General features: G+C 71.8%; 12 protein-coding genes. 5 read left to right on the top strand and 7 right to left on the bottom strand.

Translation table 11 applies throughout. From position 1 onward, the window contains the following. Positions 1 to 11 precede the first annotated feature (11 nt). Positions 12 to 719, top strand: coding sequence for a serine/threonine protein kinase (locus tag AB0G28_RS34930; RefSeq protein ID WP_361099197.1), 708 nt, complete (start codon positions 12 to 14; stop codon positions 717 to 719). 117 nt (positions 720 to 836) lie between these two features. Here AB0G28_RS34930 and AB0G28_RS34925 read toward each other — a convergent pair whose 3' ends face one another. The 5 genes from AB0G28_RS34925 to AB0G28_RS34905 form a co-directional block, all read right to left on the bottom strand. Beyond that, positions 837 to 5,012, bottom strand: a complete 4,176-nt coding sequence (locus AB0G28_RS34925) for a glycoside hydrolase family 38 C-terminal domain-containing protein (RefSeq protein WP_361099194.1) — start codon at positions 5,010 to 5,012, stop codon at positions 837 to 839. A gap of 7 nt (positions 5,013 to 5,019) precedes the next feature. Beyond that, a complete protein-coding gene (locus tag AB0G28_RS34920) occupies positions 5,020 to 6,333 on the bottom strand; it encodes an extracellular solute-binding protein (protein ID WP_361099191.1) in 1,314 nt (437 codons plus the stop codon). A gap of 36 nt (positions 6,334 to 6,369) precedes the next feature. Beyond that, positions 6,370 to 7,209 (bottom strand): carbohydrate ABC transporter permease, encoded by an 840-nt coding sequence (locus tag AB0G28_RS34915; RefSeq protein WP_361099188.1) that lies wholly within the window; start codon positions 7,207 to 7,209, stop codon positions 6,370 to 6,372. A gap of 28 nt (positions 7,210 to 7,237) precedes the next feature. Next, positions 7,238 to 8,194 (bottom strand): sugar ABC transporter permease, encoded by a 957-nt coding sequence (locus tag AB0G28_RS34910; RefSeq protein WP_361099185.1) that lies wholly within the window; start codon positions 8,192 to 8,194, stop codon positions 7,238 to 7,240. 167 nt (positions 8,195 to 8,361) lie between these two features. After that, positions 8,362 to 9,471 (bottom strand): ROK family protein, encoded by a 1,110-nt coding sequence (locus AB0G28_RS34905; RefSeq protein WP_361099182.1) that lies wholly within the window; start codon positions 9,469 to 9,471, stop codon positions 8,362 to 8,364. 147 nt (positions 9,472 to 9,618) lie between these two features. Between AB0G28_RS34905 and AB0G28_RS34900 the strand changes: the two genes are divergently transcribed. Next, entirely contained in the window at positions 9,619 to 11,673 is a 2,055-nt protein-coding gene (locus AB0G28_RS34900; protein WP_361099179.1) for a hypothetical protein, read from the top strand. A gap of 21 nt (positions 11,674 to 11,694) precedes the next feature. After that, positions 11,695 to 12,615 carry a TAXI family TRAP transporter solute-binding subunit gene (locus AB0G28_RS34895; protein ID WP_361099176.1) on the top strand — a complete coding sequence of 307 codons (921 nt, stop codon included), beginning with the start codon at positions 11,695 to 11,697 and terminating at the stop codon, positions 12,613 to 12,615. Here the strand turns inward: AB0G28_RS34895 and AB0G28_RS34890 are convergent. Further along, the gene (locus AB0G28_RS34890; protein ID WP_361099173.1) at positions 12,612 to 14,009 is read right to left on the bottom strand and encodes a HAMP domain-containing sensor histidine kinase; all 1,398 of its coding nucleotides are present in this window, start codon (positions 14,007 to 14,009) and stop codon (positions 12,612 to 12,614) included. The genes AB0G28_RS34895 and AB0G28_RS34890 overlap by 4 nt on opposite strands. A 3-nt stretch (positions 14,010 to 14,012) precedes the next feature. Then, positions 14,013 to 14,687 carry a response regulator transcription factor gene (locus tag AB0G28_RS34885; RefSeq protein WP_361099243.1) on the bottom strand — a complete coding sequence of 225 codons (675 nt, stop codon included), beginning with the start codon at positions 14,685 to 14,687 and terminating at the stop codon, positions 14,013 to 14,015. A 278-nt stretch (positions 14,688 to 14,965) separates the two neighbouring features. On the opposite strand from AB0G28_RS34885, the gene AB0G28_RS34880 reads away from it, so the two are divergent. Both AB0G28_RS34880 and AB0G28_RS34875 read left to right on the top strand, forming a co-directional pair. Then, positions 14,966 to 15,694: an amino acid ABC transporter ATP-binding protein gene (locus tag AB0G28_RS34880; RefSeq protein WP_361099240.1), complete on the top strand. Its 729-nt coding sequence runs from the start codon at positions 14,966 to 14,968 to the stop codon at positions 15,692 to 15,694. 58 nt (positions 15,695 to 15,752) lie between these two features. Continuing rightward, positions 15,753 to 16,679 (top strand): glutamate ABC transporter substrate-binding protein, encoded by a 927-nt coding sequence (locus tag AB0G28_RS34875; RefSeq protein ID WP_361099170.1) that lies wholly within the window; start codon positions 15,753 to 15,755, stop codon positions 16,677 to 16,679. The last annotated feature ends 17 nt before the right edge of the window (positions 16,680 to 16,696 follow it).

Genomic DNA, 16,696 nt, shown 5'->3' with positions numbered 1-16,696 from the left:
GGGACGACGACGTGGCGCACGAAGGCACCCTGATCGGCGACCGGTACCGGCTGCTCGGCCCGGCGGGGCACGGCACGGTGCACGCCCGGGACGAACGGCTCGACCGGATCGTCGCCGTCAAGCCGCTGTTCGACGAGCCGCCCGCGGCGCCCACCATCCCCGCGCCGCGGGCGGCGATTTGTGACGTCGTGGACGACGACTGCACCACTTATCTGGTGCTGGAGTACCCGGGGGCCAGGACGCTGACCGAGTTGCTCGAAGAGCACGGCACGCTCGCCCCCGGGCTCGTCGCCCGGTTCGGCGCCCAGCTGGCCGCGGCGCTGGCCGCCGCGCACGACGAGGGTGTCCTGCACGCCGCCCTCGACCCGGACCACGTCGTCATCTCGGCCGACGGCCACGCGGGGATCGTGGCGGGCTCCGGTGCGCGCGCCTATCTCGCGCCGGAGGTGCTCGACGGGGGCTTCCCCGACTTCCCGTCGGAGGTGTTCTCGCTCGGCGCCACGCTCTACGCGGCGCTGGAGGGACACCCTCCGCACGACGGCAGCGGCATCATCAGCCCGCGGACGGAAGGCCCGGTCATCGGGGCCGTGCTGCGGCTGCTCCACCCCTACCCGACGGCCCGCCCCACGATGGCGGCGGCCGAAGAGTTGCTGAGCGTCCTGCCTGGTTCTGCCGGCAGTTCTCAGCGCCCCGCCGCGGGCGACTACCGCTGCGTCTAGGGCCCGGTCTCAAACGCCCCAATGTGGCATTGGGTGCGTCAGACGCACCCAATGTGGCGTTCGGTGCGTTGGACGCAACCAACGCCACATTGGGGCGCTTTGGACCGGCCCCGTTGGTCAGCCGGTGATGCGGACTTCGACCGCCGGGGTGTAGGACAGGCGGCCGCGGCCGGTCACGCGGACCAGGGCCCACCAGTGCGCGCCGGGGCGGGCCGTGGCCGCCGCGCGGATCGTGATCGGGACCGTCGTCCGCTCCCCTGCCGCGAGCCGGAACGGCTGGGCCCGCGGGCCGATCGTCACCTCGTCCGCCCAGGTGCCGAACGGGCTGATCACCGTCACCCCGCCCCGGATTTCGCTCTGTGCGAGGTTGGCGAGCGACACCACCAGTTCCGCGCTCCCGCCCGGTTCCACCGCGATCGCCTCGGTCCCCACAGCGACGTCGACCAGGTCGTCACCCGCCGGCGGCGCCCCCACCAGAACCTCGGCCGTGTCTTCGAGAACCTGGCCGTGGTCGTCGGCAATCCGGGCGGCGAGCAGGTAGCGGCCGGGCTCCGCCGGCCCCCGCACCTCCACCGCCATCCGGGCGTGCTCTCCCGGCTCGAGGTCGTAGTCCAGGTCCGGGGCCTTCGAGAGCCGCCACCGCGGCGGCAGGTCCAGCTCGACGCGCCCGTGCGCCCGCCGGCCACTGCAGGCGACCGTGACGTCGAACCGGGCCCGCCCGTCCTCGCCGAGTTTCAGCCGGGGCGGGGTCACGTGCACGCTGACCGGCAGGTTGCCGACCGGCGCCGGTCCTTCGTCGTGCAACCAGTACCGCGTGTGGACCGGCTGCACGGGCTCCGCGGCGCGGAGAATCTCCCGTCCCGCTTCCGAGCGGCGGACGACCGGCTCGAGCCGGAGCGTCGCCACGTCCGCGGCACCCAGGTCGACGCGCGCCCGGCCCCCGTCGACCGGAAGGGGCTCGCCACGCTCCTCGAGGAGGTCGGTGCGCCAGGCCGACCGCACGCCGCCGTGCAGCGAGACGAACGCCGTGGCCGGCGTCCCGGACGGCTCGTACACCCGCAGGGTGATCGCGTCCGAAGGAGCGGCGACCGCTCCCGTGGCGAGGGGGTTGCCCGCCGATTTCGCCGCCGTCAGCACGACTTCGGCCGGCTCGACGGCGATCAGGCTCAGCGTGGGCGGCAGTGCGCCGCCGTCGGCGGGCACCTGCCGGGCCCGCAGCGGGTGGGCGGCTTCCTGGGCGCTGCGCGGGAAACCGGCGTCACGCCAGTCCCCCTCGCCCGCGACGATCGCGAAGTCGAACGTGTGGGTCCAGTGCTGCCAGGCGAAACTCGAGCCGTCCGGCGCGGTCCGGCGGTCGCCGTCGATCCACACCCCGCTGGGCCAGCCGCTGCACGAGCGCATCAGCGAAAGGTGCAGCGTGCCGCCCGGGTCCACGACGAACCCGGGTGTGCCGTGGTTGACGACCGCGACGGAGTAGCCGTCGACGGGTTCGGCCGTGCCTTCCGAACCGGAAGGAACCCGCACGTCAAGGGCCCCCGCGCGGAACTCCGCGGTGGCCGCCGGGACGTCCCCGATGATCACCACCGGCAAGTCGCGCGGTCCCCGGAGGTCGGCGTCGGGCACCCAGGCTTCGCGCCGGGTCGGGGTCGCTGGGACGAACACCCGGCCGTGGCGGTCGAACGCGTCGCGGTACGCGGGCCCGGCGAGCGCGAAGACCTCGGCGGCGTAGGGATTGTCCCCGCCCAGCACGATCCGGACGTCGGGCAGGTTCGAGTCGGCGTCGAGGGCACCGTAGCGCGGGCCGCCCGGGCGGGTGCACGTCGACGTCACGCCCTTCGCGGCCAGCGCCGCCACCAGCGCGCGCACCTCGGGCCCGGGTTCGAGGGGCTCGACGACTTCGGCGACGCCGATGGCGTGCGCGGTCCGGGTGCCGTCGTCGCCGACGAGGGTCACGCGGGCCGTCGCCGACAGCCCGGCCCAGGTGTGGGCCGGGGTGTCCAGGGTCCACAGGTGCTCGGCCGCGTCCACGTCGGGGAAGCCGAACGACCGGCCGATCGCCCCGAACCCGACCTCGGCCACCGGGAGCGCCCCGGGCACCGCGAAGTCGAACCGCGCACGCAGGAGCCGGTCCCGGCCCACCGAACCGTCGACGTGGGTGCGAACGTCCACCCGGGACACTCCACGCCACAGCGTCGTGCGCTGGGTGATCCGCAGGTCGTCCAGTGCCGTCGTCGCGACGAGCCGCTCCCCCAGCGGGCTGGTCTCGACGACGACGTCCGCCGCGCCGGGGCCGTGGCCGGGGCCCTTGGGCAGCAGGTGCCACGGGCCCTCGCCCCACACCGGGTGCTCGGCGTGCTCGTCCTGGACCACCAGCCCGGCCGCGAGACCGCCGTCCCGCAGCAGTTCCCGGCCGCTGCGCCGGTCGTGGACGCGCTTGAGCGCTCCGCCGCGTGCCGGGTCGGCTTCGACGGCGAAGACGTCGTTCTCGATCGACGGCGGCCCCGGCCGGACCGTCCACCCGGGCGGCACGGTGTCCGCGTCGAGGACCCGGTAGACGCGGTAGCCGAGCGCGGGCACCGCCGTCGCCAAGAAGGTCAGTGTCAGTTCGGCGAGGGAGCCGTCGGGATGCCGCACGACGGCGTCGGTGATGGCGGGGACCGGGCGGCCGTCCGGGTCGACCACCCGCGCGCCCGTGGTCCCCGGGGTCACGGTCACCGACGTGATGGCATCGCGAGTCCAGGAGAGGGTGTTGAGCACGAAGACGGCCACGCCGTCCCCGGACGTGTCGGCGTGCCGGGCCAGTTCGGCGATCGCGCCGTCGAGGACCTCGCCGCCGCGCTCGGCCGCTTCGCGCCAGCCGGTGAGCAGGTCGAGGTAGACCTGGTCGGATTCGGTTCCGGTGATCGCGTCGTGGTGGGCGCCGTAGACGAGCTGCCGCCAGGCCTTGTCGAGGGCTTCGTGCGGGTACCGCGCGCCGAGCAGGGCGGCGAGGGTCGCCGCGCGCTCGCCGTCGAGCACGACGACCTCCGCCGCGCGCTGGGCCTGCTTGGTGTCGATGTAGGAGACGTCCTTGCCGGTGTAGACCGGGTTCATGTCCCGGGTCTGCACGCTGATCGCCGTGCCGCGCGCCGCCGCGTCCGCGCGGACCGCGGCGAAGAAGTCCCGGGGCAGGCCGACGACGAACCGCGGCCAGGCGTACCGGGCGTTCCAGGTGCGGTGGATCTCGGTGCAGAACCGCGACGGGATGTTGTGGTCGTGCCCGACCGGCAGCAGCACGTTGCGCGTGGCGGCCACCTGCCGCAGCGTGCTGAACTGCCAGTAGGCCTCCTCCATCGCCTCTTCGAGGGTGTCCTGGCGCTCGATGCCCCAGCCGGCGACGTAGTGGTCGGCCATGTAGGCGGTCAGCAGGCCCCGCCCGCTCGGCGAGATCCACTCGAACTCCGACGGGAACTGCATCCGGCCGATGTCGCCGGTGTGCCGCTTCGCCCCGACGTGGTGCCACGGCCCGCGCGCCCAGGCGCTCGACTCGAGGCCCGCGTCGGCCATCAGCCCGGGGTAGGCCGGGTCGTGGCCGAACACGTCGAGCATCCACGCCGAGCGCGGGTCGCCGCCGAGGACCTCCCGCTGGTAGCCGACGCCGTAGACGGCGTTGCGGATCGTCGACTCCGGGTGGGTCAGGTTGGTGTTGGCCTCGTTGTAGTTGCCGCCGACCAGCTCGATCCGGCCGTCGCGGAGGAACCGCCGCAGGTCCTGGCGGTCGCCGGGGAAGGTGTCCCAGTGCGGCTTGAGGTAGTCGACCTCGGCCAGGACGAACCGGTAGTCCTCGTCGTCGCGGGCGGCTTCCAGGTGCGCGCGGACCAGGTCGAACGCCGACCGCTGGAAGGTCATCCGCTTTTCCTGCGCCAGCGGCAGGTCGAGCCAGGTGTCGGTGAAGCCGGCCTGGGTGTTCCACCAGACCGGGTCGTAGTGGAAGTGCGAGACCATCCACATCGTCCAGCCGGTCTCCGCGACGACGAGGTCCGCCTCCGCCGTGACGCGCTGCCCGGCCGACTCCGCGACCACGGTGACCCGGTGTTCCGAGCCTTCGGGAGCTTGGCAGACGACGCCGACTTCCACGGTGACGCCGTCCGGGTGGACGTCGGCGGTGACGGGCTCGGGCGTGAAGACCCGCTTGCCCTCCACCCGGACCCGTGTCACCGCCGGCGGCCCGCTCAGGGTCACTCTGACCACTTGGCGGGCCGCGGCGGCGGAGCCGATGAACAGGTCGGTGCCCCGCACGGCGTCGATGCGCACAGCTCTCCTACTTGGCGTTGGCGAGGGCGTTCTTGGCGTCGCTGAAGAACTGCGTCACGCCGGCCGCGATCGACATCTTGCCGAACGCGATCTGCTTGGCCGCCGAGTCGAGCGCGGTCTTGACGTCGCCGTAGCCCGGCGGCGCGGTCGGCGCGGTGGGCAGGCCGTCCTTGGCGACCTCCGCGGCCACGTACTCGCCGAAGTCCATGTCCGCCTTCTCGGGAGCGGTGGCGGTCGGCGCGAGGAGGTTCTTCGCCTTGTCCGACGGTGGCAGCCCGCGCTGCAGCTTCATCGTCTTGATCGCGTCGTCGTCGTTGAGGAAGAAGTTGATCAGCTTCGCCGCGCCCTCCGGGTTCTTGCTCTTCACCGGGATGCACAGCAGCACGCCACCGGACAGCGCCTGGCCGGTCTTGCCGTTGGCCCGCGGCACGACGACCAGCTTCAGCTCGTGCTGGGTCAGCGGCTGCATCTGGGCCAGGCCCCAGCCGGTGGTCATCGCGATCTGGCCGGTGATGAACGGGTGGGTGCCGGTCGCCGAGTCGGTGTTGCTCAGCAGCGTCGGCGGGCAGATCGCGCCGGACTTGCGCAGGCCGTCCCAGAAGGTGAACCACTCGGTCAGGTCCTCGGGGCCGAAGCCGAGGGTCTGGTCAGCGGTGTAGAGGTCCTTGCCGCGCTGGCGCAGCCACGGCTGCAGCGCGCCCGAGTCGTCCTTCGACGCGTCCAGGGCGCCGTACTTGTTCGGGCCCCAGGCCTTGGAGACCTCGCCGGCGATGGTGCCGAAGTCCTCCCACGTCCAGTCGTTCGTCGGGGGCGTGATCTTCAGCTGGTCGAAGACCGTCTTGTCGTAGAGCACCGGGGCGTTGCCGGAGCCGGAGGGGACGCCGTAGGTCTTGCCCTTCACCGCGCCCGCCGTGCGCAGCGGCGCGTAGAGGGTGTCCAGGCCGATCGTGCCGGGAATGTAGGTACCCAGGTCGGTGAGCACGTTCCGGCCGGCGTACGTGCTGATGAGCGCGGTGTCCATCTGGAAGATGTCGGGCGGGTTGCCGCCGGCGAACTCGGTGTTCAGCTTGTCGAAGTAGCCGTCGTAGCCGGAGTACTGGGTGGTGACGGCGATCCCGGTCTTGTCGGTGAAGATCTTCACCGCCTTCTGGTAGGCGTCGTTGCGGGCGTTGCCGCCCCACCAGCGGAAGGTCAGGGCGTTGTTCCCGGCGCCGGTTCCGCTGTTGCTGGGCGGCGCGAACCCGCAGCCCGCGAGCGCGGCCGAGGCCACCCCCGCCCCGGCGATCCCGAGAAATCCCCTCCTGGACAGGTGCTGTGCCATGGCGGTCTCACTTTCTTCTGTACGGTGTGGGGGTTTTCAGCCTTTGATCCCGGAGTTGGCCACGCCGTCCACCAGGCGCTTCTGGCAGAACAGGAACACCACGACCGTCGGGACGAGGGTGACCACCGACATCGCGAGCATGCCGCCGTAGCTGGACCCGCTCGCCCGGTCGATGAAGGAGTTGAGTCCCAAGGGGACGGTGTAGCGCGATTTGTCGGACAGGTAGACCAGCTGGCGCAGGAAGTCGTTGAACGTCCAGATGAACGTCAGGACCCCGGTCGTCAGCAGGGCGGGCCGCAGGAGCGGGAGGATCACCGAGAAGAAGATCCGGCCGTGCCCGGCGCCGTCGATGGCCGCCGCCTCGTCCAGTTCGCGCGGAATGCCCCGGATGAACTGCACCATCAGGAAGATGAAGAACGAGTCGAACGCCAGCAGCTGCGGCACCACCAGCGGCAGGAACGTGTTGATCCAGTTCAGCTTGTAGAAGATCGTGTACTGCGGGATCATCGTGGCCTGGAACGGCAGCATCAGCGTCCCCAGCATCAGCCCGAACCAGATCTTGCGGAAGGCGAAGTCGAGCCGGGCGAACGCGTACGCGGCGAGCGAGCAGGACGCGATGTTGCCGATCACCACGCAGATCGCGATGGTCGCCGAGTTCGTGAGGTAGACGGTGAACGACGTCCCGGTCGCGGTCCAGCCGCTGAGGTAGTTCTCGAAGGTGAAGTGCCACGGGATCGGGTTCAGCGTGCTGAAGATCTGGTTCTCCGGCTTGAACGACGCCCCGACCAGCCACACCAGCGGGTAGATCATCACGACGACCCCGGCGAGCAGCACCGCGTGGGCGCGCCAGTGGTACTTCGTGGTCTTGATGGCCATCTCGGTCCTTCCCGGTACGAGCGCGTGTTCAGTCCGCGTAGGTGACCCAGCGCCGCGACGACGCGAAGTAGAGGGCGGTGAAGAGGCCGATGACGAGGAACAGGACCCACGCCATCGCCGACGCGTAGCCCATCTGCAGGCTCGTGAACCCCTTGCGGTACAGGTAAAGCGTGTACAGCATGGTCGAGTCGATCGGCCCGCCCAGCCCGCCGCTGACGACGTAGGCCGGCGTGAACGTCTGGAACGCGTTGATCGTCTCCAGGACCAGGTTGAAGAAGATCACCGGCGAGAGCATCGGCACGGTGATCCGGAAGAACATCCGGATCCGGCCGGCGCCGTCCAGCTCCGCCGCCTCGTACAGTTCCTTCGGGATCTGCTTCAGCCCGGCGAGGAAGATCAGCATCGGGGTGCCGAACTGCCAGCCCGAAAGCAGGATGAGCGTCCAGAGCGCGAACCGCGGATCGCCGATCCAGTCCGCGCCGCGGACGCCGAAGAAACCCAGCACCTGGTTCAGCAGGCCCTGCTGGGAGAAGATCTGGCGCCACATCACCGAAACGGCGACGCTCGCCCCGAGCAGGGACGGCAGGTAGAACACCGAACGGTAGAACCCCAGCGCGCGCAGGCCCCGGTTCAGCACCGCGGCGACGACGAGCGCGGCCGCGAGCTTGAGCGGCACGGAGAAGAAGACGTAGGTGAGCGTGACCTTGACCGAGTGCAGGAACTTCTCGTCCTGCCACATCGCCAGGTAGTTCCGGAAGCCGACCCACTGCGGCGAGCTCAGCAGGTCGAACTTCGTCAACGACAGGTAGAGCGAATACCCCATCGGGATCAGCACGAACCCGAAGATGCCGAGGAACCAGGGCGACAGGAAGGCGTACGCCGCCCGGTTGTCCTTGTGCCGCTTGCGGCGACGCCGGGCCGGCGCGGGTTTCGCCGCCGGCGGAACCCCGGCTTCGACGGGCTGGGTTGCTGCTTCGGCTGACATCGGCTGCTCCCGGGACTCCAGCGTGGACCGGCAGCGCTCCGGAAACGGGGCGGCTGCCGTGGCACTTCTTCCATCGCACGCGGTTCCAGTGGTTCCGTCCCAGGGAGCTGGAAGCGCTTTCTCGGGCACTCTAGGCACGGCCTTCGACGCTGTCAACGGCAGGTCGTTCACCCTTCGGTGACGACCGCGCCGATGCCTCTCTCCCTGGCCAGGTGCGCGGCGCCGAGCACGGTCGCGCGGGCACCCAGCTCGCTCACCACGACGTCGGTCGGCCAGCTCAGCCTGCCGACGGTGGCGACGACTCCGGGCAGGAGCAGCCGGTTGCGTCCCACGCCGCCGCCGAGCACCACCAGGCCGGGGTCGACGACCGCGCAGAGCGACGCGGCGAGGTTCCCCACGGCGCCGGCGTGTTCCCCGACGATCTCCAGCGCGACCGGGTCCCCCTTCTCCGCCAGCGCGAAGAGCGCGGCGGCCGTCCTCGGCGCCGGATCATCCCGCCCGTCCCAGCGGGCGCGGGCCCGGCGCAGCAGCGCCCGCGAACCGAGCCGCGCTTCCAGGGCCTCCGGCGCGGGCGACCGGTCGTCCGCCCACGGGTACGCCAGGCGCGCGACCTCCCCGGCCGCGCCGCTGGCCCCGCGGACGAGCCGCCGCCCGATCACCACCCCGGCCCCGATCGCCACCCCGACCTGCAGGTACACGAAGCTGTCGTGGTCCGTGCCCGCGCCTTCGGCCAGTTCGGCGATGGCCGCGCAGTTGACGTTGTTCTCGGTGCGGACGGCCGCGTCCGCGGGCAGCCCGAGCGAGGCCACGGCGTCCCGGACCCGCGCCATGGTCGCCGGATCCCCGCGTCCGGGCGGGGAGACCACTTCGGACACCGCGACGACAACGGCGCGAAGCGGGCCCCGCGCGGCTCCGCGGCCGAGCGCCGCCTGGACCATCGCGCCCGCGGAGGCGGGCCGCGAGGTGTGGTCCTCGTCGAGGAGCTCGCCGTCGAGTCCGGTCGCGCGCAGCGCCACCTGCGTCGACCCCCGGTCCACCGCCAGCACGTACCCGGCCCGGGGCCCCAGCCGGTAGACCGCGGCCGTCCGCCCGGTGGCTCCCGACGAGCTGCCGCTGCGCTCGGCGAGCCCGGCGGCCTCCAGTTCGGCCATCACCAGGGACACCGTCGGTTTCGACAGCCCGCAGGCCACCGCGAGCTGTGGCCGGGTGGCCTGGCCGGCGGCCGCCAGCGCGGCGAAGACCTCGCCCGCGCGGTCGCCGATGCCCGTTTTAGCCATCTGCACCCACTTTCCCCAGGTGAAACCGTCGAATACCACCCCTCGCCCGCGTGCCCGGGAGCCCTTCCGTTGACAACGCCGACGTTCGTTTGTTTACTACTTAACCAAGTGCGGGTCCCAGCCGCATCATCGCTTTTCCGGCCGGCAATGGGCAAGTTTTCCGGGAAAGCGCTTACTGACCACATCGACCGGTCCGGCGCCCAGGGCGGCGGGGAGGCTGCGAAGCGGATGAACCCGATCCTGCTGCCGAGCCAGCACGCGAGCGCGCACGACCTTCCCGACGATCCGGAGCACCTGGACGCGGTCCTCGCGGACGCGGTCGCCGCCGCGCTCGCCGCCCAGCAGCCCGACGGCAACTTCGAGGACCCGGCGGCCGACGACGACATCGGCGACATGGCGCTCGGGGTGATCTCCCTGCTCTGCCTGGCCTGGCGGCGGACGGCCACGGACGATCCCGCGGTCACCGGCGCGGTGCGCCGCGGCCTCGATTTCTTCCTGGCGAACCGGGTGTTCCGGCACGACAACCCCGGTGAGCCGTTCCTCCGCGTCCGGGACAGCGGCCTGCCGTACGCGCGGTACATGCCCGGGGACGGCGAGCACCCGTTCGGCGACTGGCCGAGCACGGTGTGGGCGATGCTGCACGCCGTCAACGTCCTGGACCTCGGCGAGGGCCTGCTGACCGACGGCCAGTACGCCGAGGTGACCGAGCTGGCGCTGGGCTACTGGCGGTGGCTGACCGAGGCGAGCATGGTCAACCCCCAGCAGACGGCGAACCAGGCGATCGGCGCGGTCGTCGCGGGCCTGATGCTCGGCCGTCACCTCGGCACGGTTTCCCGCGCCCGCGAAGGCAAGCGCGTGACGACGGCGGCCATGCGGCTCTACACCGACGTGATCCGGCCGGCGCGGCTGACCGACCGCGGCTTCGCCCTGCCGGCGGAGCACGGCGCCGGCCACGACCAGAACTACCTGCCGATCTCGCTGTCCTTCCTGGCGCAGGCCCACCGGGTCACCGGCGACCGGCTGTTCCTCGACGACGGCGCGGAGATCGCCCGGCACCTCGACTGCCGCCTCTCCGCGCGGGGCTTCGACTACGGCGGGCCGCGCTACAGCGAGCAGCACTGCGGGGCGGAAGGCACGCTGGGCCTCCGGTACTTCAGCTCGCACGTGGGCAGCGACCTCGGCCGCTACCTCGCCGACCGCCGCGTCGCCTACTACCCGGTGGCGGGAACCGGGGCGCCGAGCGGGCACTTCGCGTTCACGACCGTCTGGCTGTACCAGGACGACAGCAAGTGGCACCGGGCCTCGCCGTCGCCGGTCGCGACGGCGTACTCGCTGCGCCACGGGGCCGCGTCCGTGTCGCTGACGGGCAGCCACACGCCGTACCTGATCGACGCCGGGCGCGCCGTGGTGATCGAGTCCGTGGTGGCCGGCCAGCACGGCATCGGGCCGCTCCTGCGCCACGCCGACGGTCACCGGACGCTGCTCACCCGCCCGCTCGGCCCGGTCCGCGTCCGCGACGCGCGCGACGGCGGCCTGGTGGCCCGGCTGGTGACCAAGGCGGTGGTCACCCGGGACCAGGTGATGCTGAGCGTCCGGCAGCTGTCCGTGACCGACGGCCGCCGGGTGATGCTGTTCGGCGTCGTCCCGTCGACGGACGCCGAGTGCGTCTTCCTCGCCGGGCTGCCCTACGCCGAAGAGACGGAGGCGGGCCAGCGCAAGATCGTCACCGTGGCCGAGCCCGGCGGACCGTCGTTCGACCTGGGCACGCCGGACGCGGTGCTGCCCACGCGCGGCACGCTCCTCGCGGGCCGCCTGGCGATCACGGCGGCGGCGGGGCTGAGCGTGGTCAACCCGCCGGCGGGCCGGACCGCCTTCAACAGTCCGGAGACGCTCGGGCTGACCCAGGAACAGCTGGCCTTCTCCCTGGCCGACGACCCGCGCGGCTACGGCAACCCGGACACGGGCTGGCACCGCGTGACGGACACGAACCACCTCCTCGCCGAGCCGCTTCCCGGCTCGCCGCCGGGGTTCGACGTGTTCGCCGTCCGGTACGGCCCGTACCCCGACGTCGCCTTCGCCGTCGAGGTCCGTGCCACGCCCGACGGGCTGCTCGTCGAGGCACCGGGATTTTCCGCCCTCGTCGGCGATCCCGCCGGCGACGCGAACGGAGATCCGGTCCTGCACCTGACCGCACGGCCGTGAACGATCTGGCACGATCGGCCCATGGCCACGATCCGGCGGAGGAGCGCACTCGCGGCGACCGCCGCCCTGCTGCTGGCGCCCGCCGCCTGCACCGGTGGCTTCGGGGACCTCCGGCTGCGGATCGCCGCCGGCAACCCCGGGGGTGTCTACGACGGGCTCGCCCAGACCCTCGCCACCGCCTGGCAGGGCGACCTGGACATCCCCCGGCCGCAGGTGCTGCAGACCGAGGGCTCGCCCGACAACGTCCGGAGGGTGCTGGCCGGCGAGGCCGACGTCGCCTTCGTCGCCGCCGACGTGGCCGAGGAACAGCACAAGACCCACCTCGAACTGGCCGCGCTCGCCCGGATCCACGACGACTACCTGCACGTCGTGGTCCGCGCCGACTCCGGCATCCGGTCGATGGACCAGCTGCGCGGCCACCGCATCGCGATCGGCGCGCAGGCGTCCGGCGTCGAATTCATCGCGGCCAAGCTGCTCGCCGCGGCCGGCCTGAACCACGCGGTCAGCACGAGCTCCCACGACCTCGAAGACTCCATCGCCACGCTGCTGCGCGGCGACGTCGACGCGTTCTTCTGGTCCGGCGGGCTGCCCACGCCGAAAATCGTGAAGTACCAGGACCAGCTGCGGTTGGTCGACATCGGCGACCAGATGCCGAAGATGCGGGCGCTCAGCGAGGTCTACGGCACCGCGACCATCCCCGCGAGTACCTACGACCAGCGTGCGCCGGTGACCACGCTGGTCGTGCCGAACTTCCTGGTCGTGCGGCAGTCGATGAACGCCGACGTCGCCGAGGCGCTGGTCCGCGGCCTGTTCGACGCGCGGGGCCGGCTCGCCCAGACCAACCGGGCGGCGCTGTCGATCGACGTGCACCCCGGCATCGAGACCCAGCCGCTCCCGCTGCACCCCGGGGCCCTGCGGTACTTCCGGGCGGAAAAGACCTAGACCGCCGGGAACGTCATCGTGATCCGGAGGCCGCCGCCTTCGGGCAGGTCCAGCTCCAGCTCACCACCGGAATGCGCGACCAGCTCGCTGACGATCGCCAGGCCCAGCCCCGAACCGGGCACGTTCTGGTGGGCGGGGCTGCGCCAGAACCGGTCCCGCGCCCGGTCGAGCTCGTCGGGCCGCAGCCCCGGCCCGTGGTCGCGCACCGACAGGCGCACTAGGTCCTCCTCGCGAGAAACCGCGACCCGGATTTCGGTGCCGGCGGCGGTGAACTTCAGCGCGTTGTCGAGCAGCGCGTCCAGGATCGTCTCGGCGCCGCGCGGCGGCAGGCACACCCGCGTGCCGCCGCCGGCGGTGTCGACGACCAGCCGGACGTCCCGCGCCTGCCCGACCACCGACCAGTCGGCGACCCGCTCGGCGACGACGTCGTCGAGCACCACCGGGTCCAGTTCGCCGCCGGACGCCTCGGCGCGGGCCATCGACAGCAGGCCGTCCAGGATCTGGTGCAGCCGTCCCGCGTCGACCCGCGCGGCCTCCAGGTCGGCGGCCGCGGGCTCGTCGTCGACGTGCCCTTCGAGGTTGCCCAGCCGGATCTTCAGCGCCGTCAGCGGGTTGCGCAGCTGGTGGGAGGCGTCGGCGACGAACGCGCGTTGCGCGGCCAGCGCGCCGGACACGCTTTCGGCCATCCGGTCGAAGGACCGGCCAAGCTGCCGCAGCTCCGGCGGCCCGCCGCTCTCCCCCACCGGCTCGGCCTCCCGCCCGCTGACCACGGACGCCACCAGCGCGCCGGTCGCGTCGTCGAGCCGGTGCACCGGCCGAAGGATCCACCGGACCACCGGGATCGCCACGGCCAGCGCCAGGGTGAACGCGAGGATCCCGCCGGCGGCGAGCAGCAGCCACCACCACAGCACGTCGGTCCGCTCGGCGCCGGTGTCGGAGATGGTCACGACCGCGCCGCGCACCTCACCGTCGGCGAGCACGGGCTCGGCGAGCACCAGCGCCGTGTCGTCCCACGGCATCAGCAGGCCGCCGGGCTGGGAGCGGCGGCCGGCCAGGGCATCGAGGGCCGGGTCGATGATCCGCGCGGCGTGCATGTCGAGCCGCGCGCCACCCGAGCCCACCGAGCTGGCCACCGGCTTGCCGTCCTGGTCGAAGACGACCACCTGGACCCCGTACACCTCGGTGTAGCGGCGCAGGTCGGGCTCGATCAGGTCCGCCTTGCCGTCCAGCAGCGGGCGCTGGACCAGGGAGGCGAACCGGGCCGTGTCGGTCAGCCGGTCGAGGAACAGGTCCTGCTGCGCACCGGCGGCGATGCTCCGGGCCAGCGGGATGCCCAGGCCGAACACCAGCAACGCGACCAGCGTCAGCACGATGCCCTGCAACCGGACGCGCACGGCTCAGCTCCGGGCGACCTGGCCGCCGAGCCGGTACCCGACCCCGCGGACCGTCTCGATCAGCGCCGGGCGGCCCAGCTTCGTCCGCAGCGTCGCGACGTGGACGTCCAGCGAACGGCTCTCCGCCGGCCCGCGGTGCCCCCACACCTCGGTGAGCACGTGCTCGCGCGAGCACACCGCGCCGCGCGCGCCCGCCACCAGCGCGAGCACCTGGAACTCCTTGCGCGACAACGCGACCGCCCGCCCGTCGACCAGCACCTCGTGCCGGGACAGGTCGACGCTGACGTCCCCGACGCGGATCACCACCGGCTCGGCGGCCGGGTGCTCCCCGCGGCGGCGGCGCACGGCTTCGACCCTGGCCATCAGCTCCTCGACGTCGTAGGGCTTGACGAGGTAGTCGTCGGCGCCCGCGCGCAGGCCCTGGATCCGGTCGTCGACCTCCCCGCGCGCCGAGACGACGATGATCGCGACGTCACTGACCGCCCGGATCTGGCGGCAGAGCGTCACGCCGTCGATGTCGGGCAGGCCGAGGTCGAGCAGGATGACGTCGACCTCGTGCACCCGGTCGAGGACGCCGGCGCCGGTGGCCAGCCGGGCGATCGCCAGGCCGCGGCGGGTCAGCGCCGGGATGAGCGCACCCGCGACCCGGTCGTCGTCCTCCACCAGCAGCACCCGCACCCGTCCGCCTCCCATGGTGACCCGCTCCACCGGCCGGTAGCGCGAACTCTAGGACGTCCGGACGCCCGCCGCACCGGCCACCCGGACGGTCACTCCCCGTGACTTCGGGTGGACACCCCCCAAAATGGACATCGATACTCAGTTGAAACCCTAAGTATTGCTCAAGCGGCCTTGCCAGCCGGTAAAGCAACGGTAGGTTCTCGCCATCGCGTGGTGACCCATGCCCGATTTGCACGAACGACCCGGGAGGCCAGATGACCGCGGAGGTGGCGGCGCCGATGATCAAGGCGTCCGCCGTGAACAAGTACTTCGGCGACCTGCACGTGCTCAGGGAGATCACGCTCGAGGTGCCTCGCGGCCAGGTCGTCGTGGTGCTCGGCCCGTCCGGGTCGGGCAAGTCGACCCTGTGCCGGGCGATCAACCGGCTGGAGCCGATCAACTCGGGCGAGATCGCCGTCGACGGCGTCCCGCTGCCCGCCGAGGGCAAGGCACTGGCCGCGCTGCGGGCCGACGTCGGCATGGTGTTCCAGTCGTTCAACCTGTTCGCGCACAAGACCATCGTCGAGAACGTCATGCTCGCGCCGGTGAAGGTCCGCAAGACCCCGCAGGCCGAAGCCCGCAAAACGGCGATGGAGCTGCTGGAGCGCGTCGGCATCGCCAACCAGGCCGACAAGTACCCGGCGCAGCTTTCGGGCGGCCAGCAGCAGCGCGTCGCCATCGCGCGGGCGCTGGCGATGCGGCCCAAGGTGATGCTGTTCGACGAGCCGACCTCGGCGCTGGACCCGGAGATGGTCCAGGAGGTCCTCGACGTGATGACGGGCCTGGCCAAGGACGGCATGACGATGCTCGTGGTCACCCACGAGATGGGCTTCGCCCGGCGGGCAGCCGATCGGGTGATCTTCATGGCCGACGGCGAGATCGTCGAGGACACGACGCCGGAAGAGTTCTTCACCGCGCCGAAGAGCGAGCGCGCGAAGGACTTCCTCGGCAAGATCCTGACCCACTGAGAGAACGTTCCGCGGCGTCGCCGGCGTCGCGGGTGACGACCACACAGGAGAGATTCACATGAGGATCCGCACCCTCGCGGTGGGACTGCTCGTCGGTGGCCTGACGCTGACCACGCTGACCGCGTGCGGCAAGGAAGGCACGCCGACCACCCCGGGCGCCGGTGACCAGAGCGGCACGAACGCCGCCGCGCTGCCGACGTACCCGGTCGCGACCGGCGTCGACCTGCAGGGTTCGCCCGTCTTCGCGAAGATGAAGACGGCGGGCGCGCTGACCGTCGGCGCCAAGGACGACCAGCCCGGCCTCGGCCAGAAGGACCCGACGACCGGCAAGTTCGGCGGCTTCGACATCGAGATCGCCAAGCTCGTCTCGGCCGGCCTCGGCTTCGACCCGGAGAAGATCACCTTCCGCACGGTCGACTCCGGCGCGCGCGAGCAGACCATCGCGAACGGCGACGTGAACTACTACGTCGGCACCTACTCGATCACCGACAAGCGCAAGGCGCTGGTCTCCTTCGCCGGCCCGTACTTCGTCGCGGGCCAGGACCTCCTCGTGCGCAAGGACGACACCTCGATCACCGGCCCGGAGACCCTCAAGGGCAAGAAGGTCTGCTCGGTCACCGGCTCGACCCCGATCCAGAAGGTCCGGCAGCAGAACCTGACCGAGCCGAACAACATCGTCGAGTTCCAGAAGTACTCGCAGTGCGTCGAGAAGCTGCTGTCGAAGGACGTCGACGCGGTCACGACCGACGACGCGATCCTGAAGGGCTACGCCTCCCAGGACCCGGACAACCTGAAGGTCGTCGGCAAGACGTTCTCGACCGAGAAGTACGGCATCGGCCTGAACAAGGACGACAAGGTGCTGCGCGACAAGATCAACGAAATCCTGCAGAAGGCGCTGGACGACGGCACCTGGGACAAGATCTACGCCGCGACGCTCGGCAAGTCCGGCTCGGCCGCCAAGAAGCCGACCCTCGAAAAGTACTGACGTGACGGCGAGGCCGG

It is taken from the genome of Amycolatopsis sp. NPDC021455 (assembly GCF_040640995.1).
Classification (GTDB): Bacteria; Actinomycetota; Actinomycetes; order Mycobacteriales; family Pseudonocardiaceae; genus Amycolatopsis.
Note: the sequence above shows the minus strand (reverse complement) of the source record. Positions and strands in the feature narration are given on the sequence as shown.

Excerpts from the sequence above, each read along its gene's own strand:
- AB0G28_RS34920 (WP_361099191.1), bottom strand. The coding sequence starts at position 6,333 with ATGGCACAGCACCTGTCCAGGAGGGGATTTCTCGGGATCGCCGGGGCG.
- AB0G28_RS34915 (WP_361099188.1), bottom strand. The coding sequence starts at position 7,209 with ATGGCCATCAAGACCACGAAGTACCACTGGCGCGCCCACGCGGTGCTG.
- AB0G28_RS34910 (WP_361099185.1), bottom strand. The coding sequence starts at position 8,194 with ATGTCAGCCGAAGCAGCAACCCAGCCCGTCGAAGCCGGGGTTCCGCCG.
- AB0G28_RS34905 (WP_361099182.1), bottom strand. The coding sequence starts at position 9,471 with ATGGCTAAAACGGGCATCGGCGACCGCGCGGGCGAGGTCTTCGCCGCG.
- AB0G28_RS34900 (WP_361099179.1), top strand. The coding sequence starts at position 9,619 with ATGGGCAAGTTTTCCGGGAAAGCGCTTACTGACCACATCGACCGGTCC.
- AB0G28_RS34895 (WP_361099176.1), top strand. The coding sequence starts at position 11,695 with ATGGCCACGATCCGGCGGAGGAGCGCACTCGCGGCGACCGCCGCCCTG.
- AB0G28_RS34880 (WP_361099240.1), top strand. The coding sequence starts at position 14,966 with ATGATCAAGGCGTCCGCCGTGAACAAGTACTTCGGCGACCTGCACGTG.
- AB0G28_RS34875 (WP_361099170.1), top strand. The coding sequence starts at position 15,753 with ATGAGGATCCGCACCCTCGCGGTGGGACTGCTCGTCGGTGGCCTGACG.